34 protein-coding genes are annotated in these 24,899 nt (G+C 59.4%); 33 read left to right on the forward strand and 1 reads right to left on the reverse strand.

Annotation, left to right across the window (positions count from 1 at the left end):
* The first annotated feature begins 22 nt into the window (after nt 1-22).
* The 33 genes from rpoC (at nt 23) to P0D52_RS05215 (ending at nt 24,468) form a co-directional block, all read left to right on the forward strand.
* Complete coding sequence (rpoC, locus tag P0D52_RS05055; protein ID WP_394694346.1) at nt 23-4,246, forward strand: DNA-directed RNA polymerase subunit beta'; 4,224 nt, start codon at nt 23-25, stop codon at nt 4,244-4,246.
* 293 nt (nt 4,247-4,539) lie between these two features.
* Nucleotides 4,540-4,911 (forward strand): 30S ribosomal protein S12, encoded by a 372-nt coding sequence (gene rpsL / locus P0D52_RS05060; protein ID WP_109260634.1) that lies wholly within the window; start codon nt 4,540-4,542, stop codon nt 4,909-4,911.
* 12 nt (nt 4,912-4,923) lie between these two features.
* Nucleotides 4,924-5,394 (forward strand): 30S ribosomal protein S7, encoded by a 471-nt coding sequence (rpsG, locus tag P0D52_RS05065; protein ID WP_394694347.1) that lies wholly within the window; start codon nt 4,924-4,926, stop codon nt 5,392-5,394.
* Between the two features lie 36 nt (nt 5,395-5,430).
* Nucleotides 5,431-7,506 (forward strand): elongation factor G, encoded by a 2,076-nt coding sequence (fusA, locus tag P0D52_RS05070; protein WP_394694348.1) that lies wholly within the window; start codon nt 5,431-5,433, stop codon nt 7,504-7,506.
* Nucleotides 7,507-7,549: 43 nt separating this feature from the next.
* A complete protein-coding gene (tuf, locus tag P0D52_RS05075) occupies nt 7,550-8,725 on the forward strand; it encodes an elongation factor Tu (RefSeq protein WP_394694349.1) in 1,176 nt (391 codons plus the stop codon).
* 309 nt (nt 8,726-9,034) lie between these two features.
* A complete protein-coding gene (rpsJ, locus tag P0D52_RS05080; protein ID WP_109260630.1) occupies nt 9,035-9,349 on the forward strand; it encodes a 30S ribosomal protein S10 in 315 nt (104 codons plus the stop codon).
* Nucleotides 9,350-9,352: 3 nt separating this feature from the next.
* Nucleotides 9,353-10,138, forward strand: a complete 786-nt coding sequence (gene rplC / locus P0D52_RS05085) for a 50S ribosomal protein L3 (protein ID WP_394694350.1) — start codon at nt 9,353-9,355, stop codon at nt 10,136-10,138.
* Entirely contained in the window at nt 10,135-10,773 is a 639-nt protein-coding gene (gene rplD / locus P0D52_RS05090) for a 50S ribosomal protein L4 (protein ID WP_394694351.1), read from the forward strand. The genes rplC and rplD overlap by 4 nt, the downstream gene beginning before the upstream one ends.
* Nucleotides 10,773-11,078 (forward strand): 50S ribosomal protein L23, encoded by a 306-nt coding sequence (locus tag P0D52_RS05095; protein ID WP_187167630.1) that lies wholly within the window; start codon nt 10,773-10,775, stop codon nt 11,076-11,078. The genes rplD and P0D52_RS05095 overlap by 1 nt, the downstream gene beginning before the upstream one ends.
* A 4-nt stretch (nt 11,079-11,082) precedes the next feature.
* On the forward strand, nt 11,083-11,919 hold the full coding sequence (gene rplB / locus P0D52_RS05100; RefSeq protein WP_394694352.1) for a 50S ribosomal protein L2: 837 nt from the start codon (nt 11,083-11,085) through the stop codon (nt 11,917-11,919).
* Nucleotides 11,920-11,934: 15 nt separating this feature from the next.
* Entirely contained in the window at nt 11,935-12,213 is a 279-nt protein-coding gene (rpsS, locus tag P0D52_RS05105; RefSeq protein ID WP_394694353.1) for a 30S ribosomal protein S19, read from the forward strand.
* Between the two features lie 2 nt (nt 12,214-12,215).
* Entirely contained in the window at nt 12,216-12,617 is a 402-nt protein-coding gene (gene rplV / locus P0D52_RS05110; protein ID WP_394694354.1) for a 50S ribosomal protein L22, read from the forward strand.
* The gene (rpsC, locus tag P0D52_RS05115) at nt 12,617-13,327 is read left to right on the forward strand and encodes a 30S ribosomal protein S3 (protein ID WP_394694355.1); all 711 of its coding nucleotides are present in this window, start codon (nt 12,617-12,619) and stop codon (nt 13,325-13,327) included. The genes rplV and rpsC overlap by 1 nt, the downstream gene beginning before the upstream one ends.
* A gap of 28 nt (nt 13,328-13,355) precedes the next feature.
* Entirely contained in the window at nt 13,356-13,769 is a 414-nt protein-coding gene (gene rplP, locus P0D52_RS05120; RefSeq protein ID WP_187167625.1) for a 50S ribosomal protein L16, read from the forward strand.
* Between the two features lie 11 nt (nt 13,770-13,780).
* Nucleotides 13,781-13,987, forward strand: a complete 207-nt coding sequence (gene rpmC, locus P0D52_RS05125) for a 50S ribosomal protein L29 (RefSeq protein ID WP_187167624.1) — start codon at nt 13,781-13,783, stop codon at nt 13,985-13,987.
* A 3-nt stretch (nt 13,988-13,990) separates the two neighbouring features.
* Nucleotides 13,991-14,227, forward strand: a complete 237-nt coding sequence (gene rpsQ, locus P0D52_RS05130; protein WP_394694356.1) for a 30S ribosomal protein S17 — start codon at nt 13,991-13,993, stop codon at nt 14,225-14,227.
* Nucleotides 14,228-14,260: 33 nt separating this feature from the next.
* Nucleotides 14,261-14,629 (forward strand): 50S ribosomal protein L14, encoded by a 369-nt coding sequence (gene rplN / locus P0D52_RS05135; protein ID WP_394694357.1) that lies wholly within the window; start codon nt 14,261-14,263, stop codon nt 14,627-14,629.
* A gap of 2 nt (nt 14,630-14,631) precedes the next feature.
* A complete protein-coding gene (rplX, locus tag P0D52_RS05140; RefSeq protein WP_187167622.1) occupies nt 14,632-14,946 on the forward strand; it encodes a 50S ribosomal protein L24 in 315 nt (104 codons plus the stop codon).
* A complete protein-coding gene (rplE, locus tag P0D52_RS05145) occupies nt 14,939-15,499 on the forward strand; it encodes a 50S ribosomal protein L5 (protein WP_394694358.1) in 561 nt (186 codons plus the stop codon). Before rplX ends, rplE begins: the two co-directional genes overlap by 8 nt.
* Before the next feature lie 49 nt (nt 15,500-15,548).
* Nucleotides 15,549-15,854, forward strand: coding sequence for a 30S ribosomal protein S14 (gene rpsN, locus P0D52_RS05150; protein ID WP_187167620.1), 306 nt, complete (start codon nt 15,549-15,551; stop codon nt 15,852-15,854).
* 17 nt (nt 15,855-15,871) lie between these two features.
* Nucleotides 15,872-16,270 (forward strand): 30S ribosomal protein S8, encoded by a 399-nt coding sequence (gene rpsH, locus P0D52_RS05155; RefSeq protein ID WP_187167619.1) that lies wholly within the window; start codon nt 15,872-15,874, stop codon nt 16,268-16,270.
* 12 nt (nt 16,271-16,282) lie between these two features.
* Complete coding sequence (rplF, locus tag P0D52_RS05160) at nt 16,283-16,816, forward strand: 50S ribosomal protein L6 (RefSeq protein ID WP_394694359.1); 534 nt, start codon at nt 16,283-16,285, stop codon at nt 16,814-16,816.
* A gap of 11 nt (nt 16,817-16,827) precedes the next feature.
* The gene (rplR, locus tag P0D52_RS05165) at nt 16,828-17,184 is read left to right on the forward strand and encodes a 50S ribosomal protein L18 (RefSeq protein ID WP_187167617.1); all 357 of its coding nucleotides are present in this window, start codon (nt 16,828-16,830) and stop codon (nt 17,182-17,184) included.
* A gap of 11 nt (nt 17,185-17,195) precedes the next feature.
* Nucleotides 17,196-17,780, forward strand: coding sequence for a 30S ribosomal protein S5 (rpsE, locus tag P0D52_RS05170; RefSeq protein ID WP_187167616.1), 585 nt, complete (start codon nt 17,196-17,198; stop codon nt 17,778-17,780).
* 9 nt (nt 17,781-17,789) lie between these two features.
* Nucleotides 17,790-17,978 carry a 50S ribosomal protein L30 gene (rpmD, locus tag P0D52_RS05175; protein WP_394694360.1) on the forward strand — a complete coding sequence of 63 codons (189 nt, stop codon included), beginning with the start codon at nt 17,790-17,792 and terminating at the stop codon, nt 17,976-17,978.
* 33 nt (nt 17,979-18,011) lie between these two features.
* Complete coding sequence (gene rplO, locus P0D52_RS05180; RefSeq protein ID WP_394694361.1) at nt 18,012-18,503, forward strand: 50S ribosomal protein L15; 492 nt, start codon at nt 18,012-18,014, stop codon at nt 18,501-18,503.
* A 23-nt stretch (nt 18,504-18,526) separates the two neighbouring features.
* Nucleotides 18,527-19,879 carry a preprotein translocase subunit SecY gene (gene secY / locus P0D52_RS05185; protein ID WP_394694362.1) on the forward strand — a complete coding sequence of 451 codons (1,353 nt, stop codon included), beginning with the start codon at nt 18,527-18,529 and terminating at the stop codon, nt 19,877-19,879.
* Nucleotides 19,876-20,439 carry an adenylate kinase gene (locus tag P0D52_RS05190; protein WP_394694363.1) on the forward strand — a complete coding sequence of 188 codons (564 nt, stop codon included), beginning with the start codon at nt 19,876-19,878 and terminating at the stop codon, nt 20,437-20,439. The genes secY and P0D52_RS05190 overlap by 4 nt, the downstream gene beginning before the upstream one ends.
* Before the next feature lie 150 nt (nt 20,440-20,589).
* The gene (gene rpsM, locus P0D52_RS05195; RefSeq protein WP_394694364.1) at nt 20,590-20,958 is read left to right on the forward strand and encodes a 30S ribosomal protein S13; all 369 of its coding nucleotides are present in this window, start codon (nt 20,590-20,592) and stop codon (nt 20,956-20,958) included.
* 12 nt (nt 20,959-20,970) lie between these two features.
* Complete coding sequence (gene rpsK, locus P0D52_RS05200; RefSeq protein ID WP_394694365.1) at nt 20,971-21,360, forward strand: 30S ribosomal protein S11; 390 nt, start codon at nt 20,971-20,973, stop codon at nt 21,358-21,360.
* Nucleotides 21,361-21,442: 82 nt separating this feature from the next.
* Nucleotides 21,443-22,462, forward strand: a complete 1,020-nt coding sequence (locus P0D52_RS05205; protein WP_394694366.1) for a DNA-directed RNA polymerase subunit alpha — start codon at nt 21,443-21,445, stop codon at nt 22,460-22,462.
* Between the two features lie 49 nt (nt 22,463-22,511).
* Complete coding sequence (gene rplQ, locus P0D52_RS05210) at nt 22,512-22,934, forward strand: 50S ribosomal protein L17 (protein WP_394694367.1); 423 nt, start codon at nt 22,512-22,514, stop codon at nt 22,932-22,934.
* 94 nt (nt 22,935-23,028) lie between these two features.
* Entirely contained in the window at nt 23,029-24,468 is a 1,440-nt protein-coding gene (locus P0D52_RS05215) for a Do family serine endopeptidase (protein ID WP_394694368.1), read from the forward strand.
* Here the strand turns inward: P0D52_RS05215 and P0D52_RS05220 are convergent.
* Nucleotides 24,465-24,872 (reverse strand): VOC family protein, encoded by a 408-nt coding sequence (locus P0D52_RS05220; protein WP_394694369.1) that lies wholly within the window; start codon nt 24,870-24,872, stop codon nt 24,465-24,467. The two genes, P0D52_RS05215 and P0D52_RS05220, sit on opposite strands and share 4 nt — an antisense overlap.
* Nucleotides 24,873-24,899 lie beyond the last annotated feature (27 nt).

The raw sequence follows: 24,899 nt of genomic DNA on the forward strand, positions 1-24,899 counted from the left end.
CTCCCTTTTAGGAGACGGCAACATGAACCATGAGGTCATGAACATCTTCAACCCGGCTGCCGAAGGCCCGTCCTTCGACCGCATCCGGATTTCGCTTGCCAGCCCGGAGAAAATCCGGTCCTGGTCGTTCGGCGAGGTGAAGAAGCCCGAGACGATCAATTACCGGACTTTCAAGCCCGAGCGGGATGGTCTGTTCTGTGCCCGTATCTTTGGCCCGACCAAGGATTACGAATGCCTTTGCGGCAAATACAAGCGCATCAAGTTCAAGGGGATTACCTGCGAGAAATGCGGCGTTGAAGTCACCCTGGCGCGTGTGCGCCGTGAGCGCATGGGCCATATCGAGCTCGCTGCGCCGGTGGCTCACATCTGGTTCCTGAAATCACTGCCGTCCCGGATCTCGCTGTTCCTGGACATGGCCCTCAAGGATGTCGAGCGCGTGCTCTATTTCGAGCAATTCCTCGTCACCGAACCCGGCCTGACCCCGCTCCAGCCTTTCCAGCTTCTCACCGAAGAAGAATACATGGATGCGCAGGACGAGTATGGCGAAGACGCATTCAGCGCCGGCATCGGTGCGGAAGCCATTCGCGATGTCCTGATGAATATGGATATGGAAGCGGTGGCCCAGCAGGTCCGTGAAGACATCAAGGAAACCGGTTCCGAGCTGAAGCTGAAGAAGTATGCAAAGCGCCTGAAGCTTCTGGAAAACTTCATCGCATCGGGCAATCGCCCGGAGTGGATGATCCTGACCATCGTGCCGGTCATTCCGCCGGAACTGCGCCCGCTGGTACCGCTGGATGGTGGCCGCTTTGCGACCTCCGACCTCAACGATCTCTATCGCCGGGTCATCAACCGGAATAACCGCCTGAAGCGCCTGATCGAACTGCGCGCACCGGACATCATCATCCGTAACGAGAAGCGGATGTTGCAAGAATCTGTCGACGCACTGTTCGACAATGGCCGTCGTGGCCGGACCATTACCGGCACCAATAAGCGTCCGCTGAAATCCCTTTCAGACATGCTGAAGGGCAAGCAGGGCCGCTTCCGTCAGAACCTGCTCGGCAAGCGGGTCGACTACTCCGGTCGTTCCGTGATCGTGGTGGGTCCGGAACTCAAACTGCACGAGTGCGGTCTGCCGAAAAAGATGGCGCTGGAGCTGTTCAAGCCGTTTATCTATGCGCGGCTGGACGCCAAGGGCCTTTCGGGTACCGTCAAGCAATCCAAGAAGCTGGTCGAGAAAGAACGGCCGGAAGTCTGGGACGTGCTGGACGAGGTCATCCGCGAGCACCCGGTGCTCCTGAACCGCGCACCGACGCTTCACCGTCTGGGCATCCAGGCCTTCGAACCCACGCTGATCGAAGGGAAAGCCATCCAGTTGCACCCGCTGGTCTGCTCCGCTTTCAACGCTGACTTTGATGGTGATCAGATGGCCGTTCACGTTCCGCTTTCGCTGGAAGCCCAGTTGGAAGCACGCGTGTTGATGATGTCGACCAACAACATCCTCTCGCCGGCCAATGGCAAGCCGATCATCGTGCCGTCGCAGGATATCGTGCTGGGTCTCTACTATCTGTCCGTCGACAAGGATGGCGAGCCGGGCGAGGGCACAACCTTCGCCACGATGGCCGAGATGGAAGCCGCGCTCGAAGCCGGCGTCGTGTCGCTGCACTCGAAAATCAAGATGCGGTACGACACGGTCGACGAGAATAACGAGCCTGTCCGTCTGCGCGTGGACACCACGCCGGGCCGGATGATGATCATTGACCGTCTGCCCAAGCACGCCCGCGTGTCGTGGAAAATTGCCGACGAGCTGATGACCAAGAAGGCGATCGGCACGATGATCGACGAGGTCTATCGTCACTGCGGCCAGAAGGCGACGGTCATCTTTGCGGACCAGATCATGGGCCTCGGTTTCCGTGAAGCCTGCAAGGCCGGTATTTCCTTCGGCAAGGACGACATGCTGATCCCGGCTGCCAAAGCAACGCTGGTCAATGAGACCCGCACGCTGGTGGGCGAATACGAGCAGCAATATGTTGATGGTCTCATCACCCGTGGTGAGAAGTACAACAAGGTCGTGGACGCTTGGGCGAAATGTACCGACCGCGTCGCCGACGCCATGATGGACGAGATTGCCCAGCCTTACGATTTTGAAGGCGGCAAGGAAGTGAACTCCGTCTACATGATGGCGCACTCCGGCGCGCGGGGCTCGAAGAACCAGATGAAACAGCTGGCAGGTATGCGCGGCCTCATGGCCAAGCCGTCCGGCGAGATCATCGAAACGCCGATCGTGTCGAACTTCAAGGAAGGCCTGACCGTTCTTGAATACTTCAACTCGACCCACGGTGCCCGTAAGGGTCTGGCAGATACCGCGCTGAAAACGGCCAACTCGGGTTATCTGACCCGCCGTCTGGTTGACGTGGCGCAGGACTGCATCGTGTCCGAGCAGGATTGTGGTACCAGCGAAGGCATCAATATGGAAGCTGTCGTTGACGGCGGTGATATTGTTGTGTCGCTCGGCGAGCGCGTGCTCGGCCGTTATGCGGCGGAAGACGCCAAGGGCGAAGACGGCAAGGTGGCCATCAAGGCCGGCGAGTTCTTCGACGAGGAAAAAGTGCTGGAACTGGAAGCGGCTGGCGTTCAGTCCATCCGGGTCCGGTCGCCGCTGACCTGCGAAACCCGCGTCGGCATCTGTGCCACGTGTTATGGCCGCGACCTGGCGCGCGGCACGCCGGTGAATATGGGCGAAGCGGTCGGTGTGATCGCGGCCCAGTCCATTGGTGAACCGGGTACCCAGCTGACCATGCGGACCTTCCACATTGGTGGTACGGCCCAGGTGTCGGAGCAGTCCTTCATCGAAGCGACGCACGAAGGCAAGGTGTCGTTCGACAACCGCGCGACCGTGAAGAATGCCGATGGCTTCTTCATTGTCATGGCCCGCAACATGATCATGAAAATCGTCGACAAGGACGGCAAGGTGCTCGAGTCGCACAAGCTGACCTACGGCGCCAAGGTCCATTTCGACGAAGGCAAGGCCATCAAGCGCGGCGAGCGCATGGCGGAATGGGACCCGTATACCACGCCGATCGTGACCGAAACCGGTGGTACGGCCAAGCTGATCGACATCATCGACGGTGTCTCGGTCAAGGATGAAGCCGACGAAGCCACGGGTATCTCCTCGCGCGTCATCATTGACTGGCGCTCGGCTCCGAAAGGTGCCGGCCTCCAGCCGATGGTGGTTGTTCAGGACAAGAATGGCGAGCCGGTCAAGTTCGAGAATGGTTCAACCGCCAGCTACATGCTGGCCGTCGGCGCCATCCTCTCGGTTCAGGACGGTGACACGGTGAAGCCGGGTGACGTGATTGCGCGTATCCCGACGGAAGGGGCCAAGACCCGCGATATTACCGGTGGTCTGCCGCGGGTTGCGGAGCTCTTCGAAGCCCGCCGTCCGAAGGATCATGCGGTCATTGCAGACATCACCGGACGTGTCGAATTCGGCCGTGACTACAAGAACAAGCGCCGTATCTCGATCGTGTCGGAGGAAAATCCGGAAGAGAAGGTCGATTACCTCGTCCCGAAAGGCAAACACCTGACGGTTCAGGAAGGCGATGTGATCCAGAAGGGCGAATACCTGCTCGATGGTCACCCGGCGCCGCACGATATTCTGGCCACCCTCGGGACCGAGGCGCTGGCGAAATATCTGGTGACGGAAATCCAGGAGGTCTATCGCCTGCAGGGCGTGCCGATCAACGACAAGCACATCGAGACGATTGTCCGTCAGATGCTGCAGAAGATCGAGATCTCGGATCCGGGCGATACGTCCTGGCTGGCGGGTGAGCAGGTCGACAAGATCGAGTTCCTCGAAACCAATGACGCTCTGGCCAAGAAGAAGAAAAAGGTCGCCGAAGGCAAACCGGTTCTTCTCGGGATCACCAAGGCGTCGCTGCAGACGCGCTCCTTCATCTCCGCGGCGTCGTTCCAGGAGACGACGCGTGTGCTGACCGAAGCGGCTGTTCAGGGCAAGGCCGATACGCTTGAAGGCCTGAAAGAGAACGTCATCGTGGGTCGTCTGATCCCGGCCGGGTCCGGGGGTGGCATGCGCCGCTATCAGGCTGTCGCTGACGATCTTGATTCGGACATGCTGGAAGAGCGCAAGAAAGCAGCAGCTGCTGCGGCTGAAGCTCTGCCAACGGAAATCGCTGAAGCCGCGGAAGCGGAAAAGGCGGAAGATGTGGCCGAAAATACTGAAGACTAGGGCCGGATTCCGGGCCTGAATACCGGGGGCTGCCGCGCTTTGTGGCAGCCCCTTTTACTGCGAAAATGCAGTCCCGCAAAAATCCGTAACAGGCGCTTGACCTTTGCAAATACCGCGCATAGGTTCCGCGCCTGATTTTCGGGGGCGAGCCGTAGGCATTTACCGGCCTATACGTCGTCCGGAAATACGGAATTAGTTCAACGGATCGACGGGCGAAGCGCTAGCGCTTGGCACGTCGGCTTTTATGCGTTCACCGGCTTTTGGACGAACGCGCAGATAACGGACAGAGGCGTATGCCGACGATTAACCAGCTTATCCGCAAGCCGCGGAAAGACAAACCGAAACGCAACAAGGTGCCGGCCCTTCAGGCCTGCCCGCAGCGCCGTGGCGTTTGCACGCGCGTTTATACCACCACACCGAAGAAGCCGAACTCGGCTTTGCGGAAAGTGGCGAAGGTGCGTCTGACCAATGGTCATGAGGTTGTGAGCTACATCCCGGGCGAAGGCCATAACCTGCAGGAGCACTCCGTGGTCCTGATCCGGGGTGGCCGGGTGAAAGACCTTCCGGGTGTTCGTTATCACATCCTGCGCGGTGTTCTGGATACCCAGGGCGTTAAAGACCGTCGTCAGCGTCGTTCGAAATACGGCGCCAAGCGTCCGAAATAAGGAGAGGCGTTCATGTCTCGTCGTCACCGCGCTGAAAAGCGCGAGATTCTACCCGACCCGAAATTCGGCGATCGCGATCTGACCAAGTTCATGAATTACCTGATGCTCGACGGCAAGAAGTCTGTCGCCGAGTCAATCGTTTATGGCGCATTCGAAATGATCGAGGAAAAGGCCAAGCGCCAACCCGTCTCGATCTTCCACGAAGCGCTGGAAAATGTTTCGCCGGACGTCGAGGTCCGTTCCCGCCGTGTCGGTGGTGCGACCTACCAGGTCCCGGTTGAAGTGCGTGCCGATCGCAAAAAGGCTCTGGCTATCCGTTGGCTGGTGGCTGCTGCGCGTGGCCGCAACGAAAACACAATGCGCGAGCGCCTCGCGGCAGAGCTGATGGACGCTTCGTCCAATCGCGGCACTGCTGTGAAGAAGCGGGAAGACACGCACCGGATGGCTGAGGCCAACCGCGCCTTCTCGCACTATCGCTGGTAACCCCTCTAAACGCCGACCTCCCCAAGGACGACCACAATGGCCCGCACCCACAAGATCGAAGACTATCGTAACTTCGGTATCATGGCGCACATCGACGCCGGCAAGACGACGACGACCGAGCGTATCCTCTTTTACACCGGCAAGAGCCACAAGATCGGTGAAGTTCATGATGGCGCGGCCACGATGGACTGGATGGAGCAGGAGCAGGAACGCGGTATCACGATTACGTCGGCTGCCACGACCGCTTTCTGGAAAGACAAGCGCCTGAACATCATCGACACGCCCGGACACGTGGACTTCACGATTGAAGTCGAGCGTTCGCTGCGCGTGCTGGATGGTGCTGTGGCTCTGCTGGATGCAAATGCCGGTGTCGAACCGCAAACCGAAACCGTCTGGCGCCAAGCTGAAAAGTACAAAGTGCCGCGGATGTTCTTCGTCAACAAGATGGACAAGATCGGTGCCGATTTCTACCGCTCCGTCGAGATGATGGTCGAGCGTCTGGGCTGCGTGCCGCTGGTCATCCAGCTGCCGATCGGCGCAGAGAATGACTTTGCCGGTGTGGTCGATCTGATCAAGATGAAGGCGATCATCTGGAATGATGAAAGCCTCGGCGCGTCTTTCGATGAAGTCGATATTCCGGCTGATCTGGCTGACAAGGCCGCCGAATGGCGTGAGAAAATGATCGAGACGGCGGTCGAGCTCGACGAGACGGCTCTGGAAGCGTATCTCGAAGGCGAGGAGCCTTCGGTCGAGACGCTGAAGAAGCTGATCCGCAAGGGCACGATCAATCTCGACTTCCACCCGGTCCTGTGTGGCACGGCGTTCAAGAACAAGGGCGTTCAGCCGCTTCTCGACGCGGTCGTCGACTTCCTGCCGAGCCCGGTTGAAGTGCCGTCGATCAAAGGCATCGATGCCAAGACGGAAGCCGAAGTCGTGCGCAAGTCGTCCGATGATGAGCCTGTCTCCATGCTGGCCTTCAAGATCATGAACGACCCGTTTGTGGGCACGCTGACCTTCTGCCGCATCTATTCCGGCAAGCTGGAAACCGGCGTTTCCCTGCAGAACACGGTGAAGGAAAAGAAAGAGCGTATCGGCCGCATGCTGCAGATGCACTCCAATTCCCGTGAAGACATCAAGGAAGCCTTTGCCGGCGACATCGTTGCCATTGCGGGCCTGAAAGACACGACGACGGGTGACACGCTGTGTGATCCGATGAATCCGGTCATTCTGGAGCGGATGGAATTCCCGGATCCGGTGATCGAGATTGCGGTTGAGCCGAAGTCGAAAGCCGACCAGGAGAAGCTGGGCATTGGCCTGCAGAAGCTGGCCGCCGAGGATCCGTCCTTCCGCGTGTCCACGGATGAGGAATCCGGCCAGACCCGTATGGCGGGCATGGGCGAATTGCACCTCGATATTCTGGTGGACCGCCTGAAGCGTGAATTCAAGGTGGAGGCCAATATCGGTGCGCCGCAGGTGGCTTATCGTGAAACGCTCGGCCAGGCTGCTGAAATCACCTACACCCACAAGAAGCAGTCGGGTGGTTCGGGTCAGTTCGCTGAAGTGAAGATCATGTTCGAACCGCGCGAGCCGGGTGAAGGCTTCGAGTTTGAATCGAAAATCGTCGGCGGTAACGTGCCCAAGGAATACATTCCGGGCGTCGAAAAGGGCATCCGTTCCGTGATGGACGGCGGTCTGCTGGCCGGTTTCCCAGTTATCGACTTCAAGGCCACGCTGCTTGACGGTAAGTATCACGACGTCGACTCCAGCGTCCTGGCGTTTGAAATTGCGGCGCGCGCAGCGTTCCGTGAAATCAAGGGCCCGGCGAAGATGAAGCTGCTGGAACCGATGATGAAGGTCGAGGTTGTGACCCCGGACGAGTATACCGGTTCGGTCATTGGCGACCTCAACTCCCGCCGCGGTCAGATCCGCGACCAGGAGATGCGCGGAAACGCAACTGTCGTGAACGCAATGGTGCCGCTGGCAAATATGTTCGGCTACATCAACGCGCTGCGGTCCTCCACACAGGGACGTGCGCAGTTCACCATGCAATTCGACCACTATGAGCCTGTTCCGCAGGCTGTGGCCGACGAAGTCATTGCGAAGATCGCCTAAGGCGGTTTTCGTTTGGAATTAAATCAGGACTTGGAGCAGAGATATGGCCAAGGAAAAGTTTGAACGCAATAAGCCGCATGCGAACATTGGCACGATTGGTCACGTTGACCACGGCAAAACAACGTTGACGGCAGCGATTACGAAATATTTTGGTGACTTCAAGGCTTATGATGAGATTGATGGCGCACCAGAAGAAAAGGCCCGTGGCATTACGATTTCCACGGCTCACGTTGAGTATGAAACGGAAGCGCGTCACTATGCGCACGTTGATTGCCCAGGCCACGCCGACTACGTGAAGAACATGATCACGGGCGCGGCGCAGATGGACGGCGGCATCCTGGTTGTGAACGCGGCTGACGGCCCGATGCCGCAGACGCGCGAGCACATCCTTCTGGCGCGCCAGGTCGGCGTTCCGGCTCTGGTGGTGTTCCTGAACAAGGTTGACCAGGTCGACGACGAAGAGCTTCTGGAGCTTGTTGAGATGGAAGTTCGCGAACTTCTGTCCTCTTATGACTTCCCGGGTGACGATATTCCGATCATTGCCGGTTCGGCTCTGGCCGCTCTTGAAGGCCGCGACAATGCCATTGGCGAAGACAAGATCCGTGAACTGATGGCGGCTGTGGATGAATACATCCCGACGCCGGAACGTCCGGTGGACCTGCCTTTCCTGATGCCGATCGAGGACGTGTTCTCGATTTCCGGCCGGGGTACGGTTGTGACCGGCCGTATCGAGCGCGGTGTTGTGAAGGTGGGCGAAGAGATTGCCATCGTCGGCGTGCGTGACACGAAGACGACGACCTGCACGGGCGTTGAGATGTTCCGCAAGCTGCTCGATCAGGGCCAGGCGGGCGACAATGTCGGCGTTCTCCTGCGCGGTATCGACCGTGAAGGTGTGGAGCGCGGTCAGGTTCTGGCCAAGCCGGGTTCGATCACGCCGCACGCGAAGTTCGAGGCGGAAGCCTATATCCTGACGAAGGAAGAGGGTGGACGTCACACTCCGTTCTTCACCAATTACCGCCCGCAATTCTACTTCCGGACGACGGATGTGACGGGTGTTGTGACCCTGAAAGAGGGTACGGAAATGGTGATGCCGGGCGATAATGCCGAGCTGAGCGTTGAACTGATCACGCCGATCGCGATGGATCAGGGTCTGCGTTTTGCTATCCGCGAAGGTGGCCGCACGGTCGGCGCCGGCGTGGTGTCCAAAATCACCGACTAGGGCCTCAGCCAAAGTCAAACCCGATCAGGGGCGTTGCCACACCGGCAGCGCCCCTTTTTCATGCGGGAGGGGGTTTCTCCGAGGCGGTTGCAGAAACTGTCATCAAAAGCGTGAATTCGTGATCGAAAAGCGCTTAGAGGTGTTGACGGAAGCGACTCATGTCGGTAGACCCCGCCCTTCGTGAATGGACTGGCGGTGCTTCGCAGCAGACGCAGTCCCATGAAGCGAACAAATTGGTTTTTAGCGCGCCGACGGGTGACCGGGTTGAGTCACCTTTCTGTGCGCCTTTAATTGTGTGGACGAACTACGATGGCACAGCAGAATATCCGCATTCGCCTCAAGGCATTCGATCACCGCGTCCTGGACACGTCCGCGCGCGAGATCGTATCGACGGCGAAACGTACCGGCGCCAATGTGCGCGGACCGATCCCTCTGCCGACGCGCATGGAGCGTTTTACGGTTCTGCGTGGTCCGCACATCGACAAGAAATCGCGTGAACAGTTCGAAATCCGGACTCACAAACGCCTCCTCGACATTGTTGATCCCACCCCGCAGACGGTTGACGCGCTGATGAAGCTCGACCTCTCGGCCGGTGTGGACGTTGAGATTAAACTGGGAGCCTAGGTGATGCGCACGGGGCTGATTGCCAAAAAGGTCGGGATGACCCGGGTGTTCGCCGAGGATGGCGCGCACGTTCCGGTGACCGTTCTGCAACTCGAAAACTGCCAGGTCGTGGCTCAACGCACTGTTGAGCGTGACGGCTATGTGGCGCTGCAGCTGGGTGCGGGCAAGGCGAAAGCCAAGCGCACGACCAAAGCCATGCGCGGCCATTTTGCCAAGGCAGAAGTCGAACCGAAGAAGCGGCTGATTGAATTCCGCGTTTCCGAAGAAAATCTGATCGAGCCGGGTTCCGAGCTGACGGCCGAGCACTTTGTGCCGGGCCAGAAGGTCGATGTCGCCGGCAAGAGCATCGGTAAGGGTTTTGCCGGTGCCATGAAGCGCTGGAATTTCGGCGGTCTGCGGGCCACGCACGGCGTGTCGATTTCGCACCGTTCGCACGGTTCTACCGGCCAGTGTCAGGATCCGGGTAAGGTTTTCAAAGGCAAGAAGATGGCTGGCCATCTTGGTGATGCGCGCATCACCGTCCAGAATCTCGATATTGTCCGTGTCGATGCCGAGGATGGTTTCATCCTGGTGCGCGGTGCGGTTCCGGGTTCCGCCGGTTCCTGGGTTGAAATTCGCGATGCCGTCAAAGGCGCGGGCGATGCCGACCTGCCGATGCCGGGTGCGATCCGCAAGGCGATGGAAGAAGCGGCGCCTGCCAATGAAGAGCCCGCGTCTGCCGAAGCAGAGATGACCGCTGAAGGTGCCCCGGCTGAGGGTGCTGCAGGCGATGAGGAGTCCCAATCATGAAGGTTGAGGTAAAAACCCTCGCCGCGAAGGATGCGGGCGCAGTTGATCTGGACGATGCCGTTTTCGGCATTGGCGAGATCCGTGCCGACCTTTTGCAGCGTGTTGTGAAGTGGCAGCTGGCGGCTCGCCAGGCTGGTACGCACAAGGCCCAGGAGCGCAACGAAGTGTCGCGCACGGGCAAGAAATACGGCAAGCAAAAAGGTGGCGGCGGCGCCCGTCACGGCAATCGTCGTGCACCGATCTTTGTCGGTGGTGGCAAGGCTCACGGACCGCGTGTCCGCAGCCATGCGCACGACCTGCCGAAGAAGGTTCGCGCTCTCGCGCTGAAGCATGCGCTGTCGTCGAAGGCCGGTTCCGACTCGCTGATCATCGTTGATGAAGCAGTGATGAAGGATGCCAAGACGAAAAAGGTTCGCGACGCTTTCACCAAGCTGAACCTCAGCAATGCGCTGATCATTGATGGTGACGCGGTTGACGCGAATTTCGCGAAAGCTGCCGGCAACATCCCGCACATCGACGTTCTGCCGGCACAGGGCCTGAATGTTTATGACGTTTTGCGTCATGACCAGCTGGTTCTGACCAAGGCAGCCGTTGAAAAAATCCATGCGCGCTTTGCCGCCAAGGAGACAGCATAATGGCCAAGGTTGCAGTTGAAGCCCGCCACTATGACGCGATCCTGGGTCCGGTGATCACGGAGAAGTCCACGCTGTTGTCGGAAGACGGCAAGGTGGTGTTCCGCGTTCCGCTGACCGCGACCAAGACGGAAATCGCTGAAGCGGTGGAAGCTCTGTTCAAAGTGAAGGTGACGGCGGTGAACACGCTGCGCCTGAAAGGCAAAACGAAGCGTTTTCGCGGTCAAGTCGGCCGGCGCTCGGACATGAAAAAAGCAATCGTGACGCTCGCCGAAGGCGACTCGATTGACGTGACCACGGGGCTCTAGGACCATGGCGCTTAAAACATACAATCCCACCTCGCCGGGCCGTCGCGCTCTGGTGCTGGTTGACCGCGAAGGCCTCCACAAGGGCCGTCCGGAAAAAAGCCTGGTTGAAGGCAAGACCAAAAAGGGTGGCCGCAACAATACCGGTCGTATCACGGCCCGCCGTCAGGGCGGTGGTGCCAAGACGCTGTATCGTAAAGTCGACTTCAAGCGGAACAAGCTGGATGTCGAAGCCACGGTTGTGCGTCTGGAGTATGATCCAAACCGGACCGCTTTCATCGCGCTGATCAAATATGTCGATGGCGAGAAGTCCTACATCCTGGCGCCGCAGCGTCTGTCGGTGGGCGATGTCATCGTCTCCGGCGTCCGCGTTGATGTGAAGCCTGGCAATGCGATGCCGCTGAAGAACATGCCGGTCGGCACCATCATCCACAATGTGGAGATGAAGCCGGGCAAGGGTGGACAGATTGCGCGTTCGGCCGGGGGCTATGCCCAGCTGGTTGGCCGCGATGGTGGCTACGCTCAGGTTCGTCTCAATTCGGGAGAGCTTCGTGCCATTCCTGAAATGTGTGTGGCCACGGTTGGAGCCGTTTCCAACCCGGACCACATGAACCAGAATCTGGGTAAAGCCGGCCGCAAGCGCCATATGGGCAAGCGTCCGGCGGTTCGCGGTGTGGCCATGAACCCGGTTGATCACCCCCATGGCGGCGGCGAAGGTCGCACCTCGGGCGGTCGTCACCCGGTAACTCCTTGGGGTAAGCCTACCAAAGGCCGCAAGACCCGCAAAAACAAGGCTACCGATAAATTCATCATTCGCTCGCGCCACCAGCGCAAGTCACGCTAAGGGAGCGCGTTAGATATGCCGCGTTCAGTCTGGAAAGGTCCGTTCGTAGACGGATACCTCCTCAAGAAGGCCGATGCGTCCCACGCTGAAGGCCGCAAGAAGCCGATCAAGACCTGGTCGCGCCGTTCGACGATCATGCCGCAATTCGTGGGCCTGACCTTTCAGGTGCACAATGGCAGCAAGTTCATCCCGGTGCTCGTGACCGAGGACATGGTGGGCCACAAGCTCGGTGAGTTCTCTCCGTCTCGGACCTATTACGGTCACGCAGCGGACAAGAAGGCGAAGAGGGGCTAATCATGACCCAGACACGTCAAAGAGATGAAGACGGAAAGAATCTGCGCCGCGTCGCTGACAATGAAGCGCGCGCCAAGCAGACGATGATCCGTATCAGCGGTCAGAAGCTGAACCTGGTTGCCCAGTCGATCCGCGGCAAGAAGGTTGAAAGCGCTCGGGCGACGCTCGAATTTTCGCGCAAGCGTATTGCCAAGGACGTCTTGAAGGTCCTCGACAGTGCGATTGCAAACGCCGAGAACAATCATGGCCTCGATATCGACAGCCTGATCGTATCGGAAGCCTATGTCGGAAAGAATCTGGTGATGAAACGCTTCCGCGCTCGTGCCCGTGGCCGTGCCGCAAAAGTGATGAAGCCGTTTTCCGAGCTGACGATCATTGTTCGTGAAGTTGAGGAGGCCGCCTGATGGGTCAGAAGGTCAATCCGATCGGGCTCCGGCTCGGTATTAATCGCACCTGGGAATCCCGCTGGTATGCCAATACCGGTGAGTATGCCCAGCTCCTCCATGAGGACATCAAGATCCGCGACATGCTGCGCAAGCGTTTGAAGAATGCCAGCGTTTCCAAGATCGTGATCGAGCGCCCGCACAAGAAGTGCACCGTGACCGTGTATACCGCGCGTCCGGGTGTGGTGATCGGTAAGAAGGGTGCCGATATCGAAGTTCTGCGCCGCGCCTTGCAGCAGATCGTCAAGGGTGAGGTCTTCCTCAACCTGGTCGAGGTGCGCAAGCCGGAGATCGACGCAACGCTGGTCGCAGAGTCGATTGCCCAGCAGCTGGAACGCCGTGTGGCTTTCCGCCGCGCCATGAAACGCTCGCTGCAAACGGCGATGCGAATGGGCGCCAAGGGCTGCAAGGTGATCTGCGGCGGCCGTCTCGGCGGTGCCGAGATTGCGCGCGTCGAGCAGTATCAGGAAGGGTCTGTGCCGCTGCATACGCTGCGCGCCGACATTGATTATGGAACCGCTGAAGCTTCGACGGCTATGGGCATTATCGGCATCAAGGTCTGGATCTACAAGGGTGAGATCCTGGAACACGATCCGATGGCAGCCGAGCGCCGTCTTCAGGAATCCGGTGAGCAGCGTGCCCGTCAGGGCAGCGGCAACCGGGCGGCTTAGGCAGTAGGGACGACGGAGCGAGAAACAGATGCTTCAACCAAAACGCACCAAGTTCCGGAAGGCGCACAAAGGCCGCATCAAAGGCGCGGCTAAAGGCGGCTTCTCGCTGAATTTCGGTTCCTATGGCCTCAAGGCGATGGAACCCGAGCGCGTCACGGCACGCCAGATCGAAGCCACCCGCCGGGCGATTACTCGCCACATGAAGCGGGCCGGCCGGGTCTGGATCCGGATTTTCCCGGATGTGCCTGTGTCGAAGAAACCGACGGAAGTCCGGATGGGTAAGGGTAAGGGGTCGCCAGAATTCTGGGCCGCCAAAGTCAAGCCTGGCCGGATCATGTTCGAGATTGACGGTGTGCCGGAGAATGTTGCGCGTGAAGCGCTGTCTCTGGGCGCAGCCAAACTGCCGGTGAAGACGAAAATCGTCGCCCGGATTGGTGAATAGGAGTGAGTGTCATGGACGCTGTTGATGTTCGCGCATTGAGCGACGATCAGCTGAAGGATGAGCTCCTGAAGCTGAAAAAAGAACAATTCAACCTGCGCTTCCAGCAGGCCTCGGGTCAGTTGCAAAACACGGCCCGTGTTCGTCAGGTACGCCGCACGATTGCGCGTCTCAAGACGATCCAGGCCCAGCGGGTGGCTCAGGCCGGACAAGGGAGCTAGGCGATGCCCAAGCGCGTATTGCAAGGCGTCGTGGTGAGCGACAAGGGTGACAAGACTGTCGTCGTGAAGGTGGAGCGGACTTTCCTGCACCCACTGCTCCGGAAGACGGTTCGTCGCTCCAAGCGTTACCACGCACACGATGAGGCCAACAGCCTCAAAGTGGGTGAACAGACCTTCATTCAGGAATGTGCACCCAAGTCGAAACTGAAACGGTGGGAGGTCGTGACCACGGACGCATAAGCGTTCGGGGGATGACCCTGAAGGAGGATCGTTATGATCCAGATGCAAACTAATCTGGACGTTGCCGATAATTCCGGTGCCCGCCGTGTGCAGTGCATCAAGGTACTCGGCGGTGCCAAGCGGCGTTACGCTCATGTGGGCGACATCATCGTGGTGTCGGTCAAGGAAGCGATCCCGCGCGGCCGCGTCAAAAAAGGTGAAGTCCGCCGCGCCGTCGTGGTGCGTGTGGCCAAGGACATCAAACGCAAGGACGGATCGGTTATCCGCTTCGACACCAATGCGGCTGTCCTCGTGAACAATAATGAAGAGCCGATCGGCACCCGTATCTTCGGACCGGTTCCGCGCGAACTCCGCGCCAAGAACCACATGAAGATCGTGTCGCTGGCTCCGGAGGTGCTGTAGTTATGGCTGCCAAGATTAAAAAGGGCGACAAGGTTGTTGTCCTCGCGGGCCGGGACAAGGGCAAGACGGGCGAAGTCATTCGCGTCGTTCCGTCCGAAGACCGTCTTTTCGTTCGCGGCGTCAATATCGTGAAGCGCCACCAGCGCCCCACGCAATCGTCGGCTGGCGGTATCGAGACCAAGGAAGCGCCGATCCACGTATCGAACGTTGCCCTGGCCGATCCGAAAACGGGTGAAGCCACCCGCGTCGGTTTCAAGATGGAAGGCGACCGCAAGGTCCGCGTGGCCAAGAAATCCGGTGAGGTCATCGATGGCTGATGTAAAAGAATACCAACCGCGTCTGCGCGCGAAGTATCGCGAAGAGATTCGTGACCGGCTGAAAGAAAAGTTCGGCTACACGAATCCGATGCAGATCCCGCGGATCGAGAAGGTCGTGATCAATATGGGTGTGGGCGAAGCCGCTCAGGACTCCAAGAAGATCAACGGCGCCTATGAGGATCTGGAGCGGATTGCCGGTCAGAAGCCGGTCAAGACGAAGTCCCGCCTGTCGATCGCCGGCTTCAAGCTGCGCGAAGGCCAGGATGTGGGCGTGAAAGTCACGCTGCGCCAGGACCGCATGTATGAATTTCTGGACCGCCTGATCACGATCGCGCTGCCGCGCGTTCGCGACTTCCGCGGCCTGAACGGAAAGAGCTTTGACGGCCGTGGCAATTACGCCATGGGCCTGAAAGAGCACATCGTGTTTCCCGAGATCGACTATGACAAGGTCGAGAAGATCCGGGGAATGGACATTGTGGTCTGCACGACCGCGCAAACCAATGAAGAAGCGAAAGCCCTGTTGGCCGAGTTCGATTTCCCGTTTTCGAACTGACGCATCAGGAGGGCGGGACCGTCAGGGTCTCGCACGCAGGAGGAAGTAAATGGCGAAGACAAGTGCTGTCGAGCGTAACCTGAAGCGTCAGAAACTGGCGCAACGGTATGCGGCCAAACGCGCCGAGCTCAAGGCGGTTGCCCGTGATAAGTCCAAGCCGGTTGAGGAGCGTTTTGCTGCTCAGCTGAAGCTGGCCGAATTGCCGCGGAATTCCGCGCCGACCCGTTATCGCAATCGTTGCGAGATTTCGGGCCGTCCGCGTGGTTTTTACCGCAAGCTCAAAATGTCACGGATCGCACTGCGCGACCTGGCCTCGAACGGGTTCATCCCCGGCATGGTCAAGTCGAGCTGGTGATCGGGAGAGATTGAACAATGTCTATGAACGATCCCCTCGGTGATATGCTGACACGTATCCGGAACGCGTTGATGCGTGGCCGGACGACTGTCGCAACGCCGGCTTCAAATCTTCGCAAGCGCGTGCTGGATGTGCTCCAGTCGGAAGGCTTTATTCGGGGCTATTCCGAAATCGAGCATGCCGACGGCAAGCGCGAGTTCGAAATTGAACTGAAGTATTTCGATGGCGAGCCTGTCATCGCCGAGATCCGCCGGATCTCGACGCCGGGCCGCCGTGTGTATTCCAAAGTGAAGGATCTCCCGCTGATCTCGAACGGTCTTGGTATCGCGATTGTCTCCACCCCGATGGGTGTGATGTCCGATGCGTCCGCTCGCGAGCAGAATGTCGGTGGCGAAATCCTCTGCAAAGTCAGCTAGGGAGAACGATTCATGTCACGTATCGGAAAACTCCCAATCGCCGTCGCATCCGGTGTTGAGGTTCGTCTCAATGGCCGCGATCTGACGCTGAAGGGCCCCAAGGGCGAGCTGTGCCTCACCGCGGTTGAAGACGTTACCCTGTCGCAAGGCGATGAGGGTATCGAAGTCAAGCCGGTCGATCAAAGCAAGCGTTCGCGCTCCATGTGGGGCATGACCCGCGCCTTGATCGCCAACATGATGACGGGCGTTACGGAAGGCTTCAACAAGACGTTGGAGCTGGAAGGCGTTGGTTATCGTGCGCAAATGCAAGGTTCCAGCCTGAAGCTGGCGCTCGGTTTCAGCCACGACGTGGTTTACGAGCCGCCGCAAGGCATTCAGATCCAGGCCCCGAAGCCGACGGAAGTCATCATCACCGGTGCTGACCGGCAGCAAGTTGGCCAGGTTGCAGCGGAAATTCGCGGATACCGTCCGCCGGAGCCCTACAAGGGCAAGGGCGTTCGCTATCAGGGCGAATACATCCGCCGCAAAGAAGGCAAGAAGAAGTAGGCGCAAGAACCATGTTGAGCTCACGCGAAAAAATGAAGCGCCGCGCGCTGCGCAATCGCAGCAAGCTGCGCAAGAAAGTCTCGAACGGTCGGCCGCGTCTGTCGGTTTTCCGCTCGTCGAAGCATATCTATGCGCAACTGATCGACGATCAGCAGGGCGTCACGCTCGCAGCGGCCTCCACGGCCGAAGCGGATTCAAAAGAGTCCGGTGCGAATGTCGAAGCCGCTGCCAGCGTTGGCAAGCGCCTGGCGGAACGCGCCACCAAAGCCGGAATCAAGGACGTCGTCTTTGATCGCGGCGGTTTCATCTTTCACGGACGCATCAAGGCCTTGGCCGAAGCGGCTCGTGAAGGTGGATTGAACTTTTAAGGGAGCGGCTGATGGCTCGTAATGAAGAAAACCGCGGCCGCGGTCGCCGCCGCGACCGGGATGAAGAGCAGCAGGACGAAATCGTCGACAAGCTGGTCCACATCAACCGCGTCGCCAAGACGGTGAAGGGTGGCCGGAATTTCCAGTTTGCCGCACTCGTCGTTGTCGGTGACCAGAAGGGCCGCGTCGGTTTCGGTCAGGGTAAAGCCCGCGAAGTTCCCGAAGCGATCCGGAAAGCAACGGAAGAAGCCAAGAAGACCATGGTTCGCATTCCGCTGCGCGAAGGCCGCACGCTGCACCACGATTCGCCGGGACGCCATGGCGCCGGCAAGGTGATCCTGCGTGCTGCGCCTCCGGGAACCGGTGTGATTGCCGGTGGTCCGATGCGCGCTGTGCTGGAAACGCTCGGTGTTCAGGACGTCGTGGCCAAGTCCACGGGCACATCGAACCCGTACAACATGATCCGCGCGACCTTTGATGCCCTCAAGCATCAGAAAAGCCCGCGTTCGATTGCGGCCAAGCGTGGCATGAAGGTGGCTGACCTGGTCAACCGCCGGAATGATGGCGCTTCGGCTCCGGAATCTCTGGAAGGATAGGGGCGTCTCATGGCTGCCAAGAAAACCCTCAAGGTCCGGCAGACGGGTAGCGCAATCCGCCGCCCGCAGGATCAACAAAAAACGCTCGTTGGCCTGGGTCTGAACAAGATCGGCCGCGTGCGCGAACTGGAAGATACGCCATCGGTCCGCGGCATGATCCGCAAAGTGGCCCACATGGTGGAAATCGTCGAGGAGTAGGCCTTTGGCCGCTCCATCGCAGGAGAGTTAGACATGCGTCTCAATGAATTGCGCGATAATGCCGGCTCGACCAAGACCCGCACCCGTGTTGGTCGCGGTATCGGTTCCGGCAAAGGCAAGACCGGCGGCCGTGGCGTCAAGGGTCAGAAGTCGCGCTCGGGCGTGGCGATCAAGGGCTTTGAAGGCGGTCAGATGCCCCTTCACAGGCGCTTGCCGAAGCGGGGCTTCAACAAGCCGAACCGCCTGGCCTTCGCTGAAGTCAATATCGGCCGTCTCGAAAAGGCGATTGCCGAGAAGAAGATCGATGCCAAGAAGCCGATCGATGCCGACGCATTGATCGCGGCCGGCCTCGTTCGCCGTGCAAAGAATGGCGTGCGCCTTCTTGCGAAAGGCGAGCTGAAGTCCAAAGTAGAGATCACGGTTGCAGGCGCGACCAAGGCGGCGATTGACGCCGTCGAGAAGGCCGGTGGCAAAGTCACCGTCGTTGCGCCGAAGGCCAAGGTTTCTGACAAAGCCGCTGAGTAATCAGGGGAAAACGAGGATTAGCCATGGCTTCTGCTGCTGAACAGCTTGCATCGAATATCAACTTCGCGTCCTTCGCGAAGGCTAAAGAGCTGCAGCAACGGATATTCTTTACCCTGGCGGTCCTCGTGGCCTACCGGCTGGGCACCTATATTCCGGTGCCGGGAATTGATCCGATTCAGTATCAGGCTCTGTTCGACAGCCAGGCTGGCGGTGTTATCGGCGTCCTCAACATCTTCTCCGGCGGTGCCGTCGAGCGGATGGCGATCTTTGCGCTGAACGTGATGCCCTACATTTCCGCTTCGATTATCATGCAGCTGATGGCCGCAACCGTGCCATCGCTGGAGAAGTTGAAGAAGGAAGGCGGCGAGCAGGGCCGTCAGCAGATCAACCAGTATTCGCGTTATCTAACCGTGCTTCTGGCGGCGGTTCAGGGCGGCGCCATCGCGATGTCGATGATGACGCCGGGTGTGAACGGGCAAACGGTGGCGCTGAATCCGGGGCCTTTCTTCCTGATTTCGACGACGCTCACCTTTGTCGGCGGCACGATGCTGCTGATGTGGATGGGTGAACAAATCACCTCACGCGGGGTCGGCAACGGTATTTCGCTGATCATTTTCACCGGTATTATTGCGGTCGTTCCGGGTCTGATTTTCAGCCTGTTCGAGCAGGGCCGCCAGGGCCAGATCTCCGGCGGCGCGCTTCTGGGCATCATTGCCCTGATGCTGGCCACCTTCGCCTTTGTGGTCTTCATCGAACGCTCGCAGCGCCGTCTTCTGGTTCAGTATCCGAAGCGTCAGCAAGGCCAGCGCATGGTCGGTGGTGATACCTCCTTCCTGCCGCTGAAGCTGAATACGGCGGGTGTGATTCCGGCGATTTTCGCAACCTCGCTTCTGCTCCTGCCGACGACGGTGGCCAATATGTGGGCGACCACCGGTCCGGAATGGCTGCAGATGATTGCCGCCCAGCTGGGCCGCGGGCAGCCGCTCTTCATCGTCCTTTACGGCGCGATGGTGATGTTCTTCGCTTTCTTCTACACCTCGATTGTCTTCAATCCGGAGGAAGTGTCCGAAAATCTCCGCAAGTATGGCGGCTTCCTGCCGGGTATCCGTCCCGGCAAGCGGACGGCTGAATATCTGGATTACGTCCTGACGCGCCTGACGATGATCGGTGCCATTTACCTGGCGATCGTCGTCCTGATCCCCGAAGTGATGACGGCCGGTGCCGCCGGTGCGGTGACCTTCGCTCTGGGTGGTACGTCCATTCTGATTATCGTGTCTGTCGCCATGGATACCGTGACGCAGATCCAGTCCCATCTGCTGGCTCACCAGTATGAAGGCCTGATCAAGAAGCAGAAGCTCCGGGGCCGTAACCGATGAATCTGGTTCTGTTCGGACCTCCCGGATGCGGCAAGGGCACCCAAGCCAAGCGTCTGGTTGAACAGCGCGGCTGGGTGCAGCTGTCGACCGGCGACATGCTGCGCGCGGCGCGGTCTGCCGGCACCGAGCTGGGCAATCGCGTGGCGGCGGTCATGGATGGCGGCAATCTGGTCTCCGACGAGATTGTTATCGAGTTGATCGAAGAGCGCCTGCCGGAAGCTGAAAAGGCCGGTGGGGCGATTTTTGACGGATTTCCGCGCACCGTTGCGCAGGCTGAAGCGCTGGACAAGGCGCTCGCCGCACGCGGGGCGCAGGTCGACCGGGTGATCCGCCTGGTGGTCGACAATGACGAACTGGTACGCCGTATGGCAAAGCGCGCCGCGGAAGAAGGCCGCGCTGACGATACGGTTGAGGCGTTCAAGGTCCGCCTTGAAGCCTATGAAACGCAGACTGCGCCGCTGATTCCGTATTACACGGCATCGGGCAAGGTTGTGGAAGTCGATGGAATGGGATCAATCGAGGCGGTTTCCGCAGCGATTGCAACGGCCCTCGACGATTGATGAAATCCCGCAATCTCTCCGGTTGACGGAGGGTATGCGGACAATATAGATAGCGCCCTTCGCGAAAAGGGCGGCGTTGCCTCGTCCGGCGATCTGCCGGAGTGGTTTCACCGTCTGTGATTGGCGCGATTTTTGGTTAAGGAGAGCATTGTGGCCCGTATAGCCGGCGTCAACATTCCGACGAACAAGCGCGTTGAAATCGCGCTTCGCTATATTCACGGGATAGGTCCCGCGATGGCGAAAGAAATTTGCGAGAAAGTCGGCATTGCCTCCGAACGGCGTGTCAACGAACTCTCGGACGCGGAAGTCATCCAGATCCGTGAAACCATTGACCGCGACTATACGGTGGAGGGTGACCTTCGCCGTGAAGTGGCTGTGAATATCAAGCGTCTCATGGACCTTGGTAATTACCGGGGCCTGCGGCATCGCCGTGGCCTGCCGGTTCGCGGCCAGCGCACGCACACCAATGCTCGGACCCGTAAGGGCCCAGCCAAGCCGATTGCCGGCAAGAAGAAATAGGGCGGCTAAGTTATGGCTAAAGCACCAGAACGCATTAAACGCCGCGAGCGTAAGAACATCACTTCGGGTGTCGCTCACGTCAATGCGAGCTTCAACAATACGAAGATCACCATCACCGACGCCCAGGGCAACACCATTTCCTGGTCCACGGCTGGCGCTAACGGCTTCAAGGGTTCGCGCAAATCGACCCCTTACGCTGCGCAGATCGCCGCCGAAGAAGCGGCCAAGAAGGCGATGGATCACGGCGTGAAGACGCTGGAAGTGAAAGTCTCTGGTCCGGGTTCGGGCCGCGAATCGGCGCTTCGCGCGCTGCAAGCGGCGGGTCTGACCATCACGTCCATCCGTGATGTGACGTCCATTCCGCACAACGGCTGCCGTCCGCCGAAACGCCGTCGGGTCTGATCTCCCGCCGGGAGTATCAGAGCATTTGAGAATTCGCGCCACCGGATGTCCGGTCTGGCGCGCGAAAGAAGGGGTTTAACCCGTGATCGAGAAGAACTGGCAAGAACTCATTCGTCCGATGAAGCCCGAGGTGAAGCCGGGTCACAATCCGGAACGCAGTGCCTCCATCATCGCCGAGCCGCTGGAACGCGGCTTTGGCATGACTCTGGGCAATGCGCTTCGCCGTGTCCTCTTGTCTTCGCTGCAAGGTGCCGCGATCACCTCGCTGCAGATCGATGGCGTTGTGCACGAGTTCTCTTCCATTCCGGGTGTGCGTGAAGACGTCACCGATATCGTTCTGAACCTGAAGGGCGTTGCGCTTCGGGTTCACAATGAGGGTGAGAAGCGCGTCATTCTTCGCAAGTCCGGACCGGGTGAAGTCACGGCCGCCGACATCGAGGAAACCGCTGACGTCGAGATCGTCAACAAGGACCACGTCATCTGTACGCTGGACGAAGGCGCTGAAATCCGTTTCACGCTGACCGTCGACAGCGGCAAAGGCTATGTCCCGGCTGACCGCAACCGTCCCGAAGACGCCCCGATCGGCCTCATCGGCGTGGATGCGCTGTACAGCCCGGTCAAGCGCGTGGCCTATCGCGTGGAGAACACGCGTGAAGGTCAGGTGCTCGACTATGACAAGCTGATCCTGGACATTGAAACAGATGGCACGGTCACACCGGAAGATGCGGTCGCATTTGCAGCCCGCATCCTTCAGGACCAGTTCCAGATCTTCATCAACTTCGAGGAAGCCGTTGAGGCCCGCCCGGCAGAGGACGATCGTCCCGAGCTGGACTTCAACCCGGCCCTCCTCAAAAAGGTGGACGAGCTGGAACTGTCCGTGCGTTCGGCGAATTGCCTGAAGAACGACAACATCGTCTATATCGGCGACCTCATTCAGAAGTCCGAGGCGGAAATGCTCCGCACCCCGAACTTCGGTCGCAAGTCGCTCAACGAGATCAAGGAAGTTCTCGCACAGATGGGTCTGCATCTGGGCATGGACGCGCCGAACTGGCCGCCGGAGAACATCGAAGATCTCGCCAAAAAATATGAGGAAAACGTCTAGTCACGGCGATTGTGAAATCCCCTGATCTGACACTTTTGGAGAAACCGCCATGCGTCACGGCATCGCTCATCGCAAACTCGGTCGCACCACTTCGCACCGGAAGGCGATGTTTGCCAATATGGCGGCATCTCTGATCGAGCATGAGCAGATCGTCACGACTCTGCCCAAGGCGAAAGAGATGAAGCCGTTCATGGACAAGCTGATCACACTTGCGAAGCGCGGCGATCTGCACGCCCGTCGTCAGGCTATCTCCAAGGTTCGCAATGTCGAGCAGGTCGGCAAGCTGTTTGCCACGCTCGGGCCGCGCTATACGGACCGCAATGGCGGCTATACGCGCGTCCTGAAAGCCGGTTTCCGCCATGGCGACAATGCGCCGATGGCCGTCATCGAGCTGGTGGATCGCGATACGTCCGCCCGCGGCGCCGGTGACCGCGCCCGCGTGGCTGCCATGGAAGACTTTTCTGAAGAGTAATCTTCACTTCATGCGCAATTCAGATGAAGGCGGCTTCTTTACGGAAGCCGCCTTTTTCCTATCTAGTGGCCATGGGAATGATCGGAGAGACGGGATGACACGATTTGCGCTTTCGCTTCTGGCAACCGCTGCCCTGTTCACATCGGCCTGCCAGGCTCAGGACGACCCGGTTGAGCTGACCGAGGCCGATGCGCCGGAGATCAGTGAGACGCTGGCGGATGACAGCTTCCGCGAAGTGCCGGTCAGCCAGGCCCAGATGCAATTGTCTTTCGCGCCGATTGTGCGGGAGGCCGCGCCAGCGGTCGTCAATGTCTATTCCACCCGCAACGTCCAGCGCCAGATGGATCCGTTCTTCAACCGCTTCATGCGGCGTCAGGGCCCTCAACAACAGGGATCTCTGGGTTCCGGCGTGATTGTCGATTCGACGGGCGTTGTTGTCACCAATAATCACGTCGTCGAAGGCGCGGATGAATTGCGCGTGGTGTTGAATGACCGGCGCGAATTTGAAGCCGAAATCCTGATCGCCGACGAGCAGACTGATCTGGCCGTGCTCCGCATCATTACCGATGAACCGCTGCCCGCGCTGGCGCTCGCGCAACCGGGCACCGCCGAGATCGGTGATCTGGTACTGGCCATCGGCAATCCGTTCGGGGTCGGCCAGACGGTGACATCGGGCATCGTTTCGGCGCTGGCGCGGACCGAGGTCGGCGTCTCCGACTTTGCCTTCTTCATCCAGACCGATGCCGCCATCAATCCGGGCAATTCCGGCGGCGCGCTGATCAATATGGACGGGTCGCTGATTGGCGTGAATTCCGCCATCTATTCGCGCTCGGGCGGTTCCAACGGGATCGGCTTTGCGATTCCGGTCGAAATGGTGCGCCGCGTTGTCGATGCCGCCCTGACCGAAGGCGAGTTGGTCCAGCCCTGGCTGGGTGCGCGCCTGCAGACGGTGACGGGCGATATTGCGCAATCCCTGGGCCTAGACCGGCCGCGCGGTGCGCTGGTCGCGGATATCTATCCCGGTGCGGCGGCCGATGATGCCGGTCTGCGGCAGGGCGATATCGTGCTGGCGATTGATGATGTGGATGTGAATGACGAGCCGGGCGCGCGGTTCCGCTATGCCACGCGCGCGATTGGCGATGCTTCGCGCTTTGCCGTGCTGCGCGATGGCGAGCGCATTGTTGTCGAGGTTCCGGTCGAAGTGGCGCCCGGTGAGACCGAGCCGGCGCGCCGTCTGATCGAGGGCCGCAATCCGCTGGCCGGGCTGGAACTGGTGGAGCTGTCACCCGCTTTCAATCAGGAGGTCGGCTTTGATCCGTTCGCGCGCGGTGTGGTCGTCCTGTCGATCCAGCGCGGATCGGCTGCCGATTATTTCGGCTTCCGTCCCGGTGACCGTGTACTGGAATTGCTCGGCGCGCGGGTTGAAGAGATCGACGACATTGAAAGCCTTCTGGACGGGCAGGACGATCTCAAATCCTGGCCGATTGCGATCGAGCGCCGGGGCCGCCGTCAGGATGCCAATCTGCAGCTCTAGGCCTGGCGCTCTTCATTGAGCGTCACCACGCTCCAGACATGCCCGAAGGGATCGCGCAGCTTGCCATGCCGCCCGAAAAATTCCGCTGTCACGGGCCGGATGGCGGTGGCGCCCGCCGCGATGGCGCGTTCGAACCATTGATCGGCATCATCGACGGTGAGATTGATCGTGAACGTAGTCCGGCCACCCAACGTAGGCGGAGCGACATTGCCCGTCATCTCCTCCATTTCCGGGAATTCATCGGCGAGCATCAGGACATGATCATTGATGCGCAAGGTGGCGTGGCCCAGCTTGCCTTCATACTCAAAGCGCTCGAGCTCTTCGGCGTCAAAAGCTTTCTTGTAGAAGGCGATGGCGGCTGCGCCATCGCGGACACTCAAATACGGCGCGACCGCTTTCTTCATGGTGCGTCCCTCCCTGTTGCGGTCTAG

This window comes from Hyphobacterium sp. (genome assembly GCF_043584775.1).
Taxonomy (GTDB): Bacteria; Pseudomonadota; Alphaproteobacteria; order Caulobacterales; family Maricaulaceae; genus Hyphobacterium.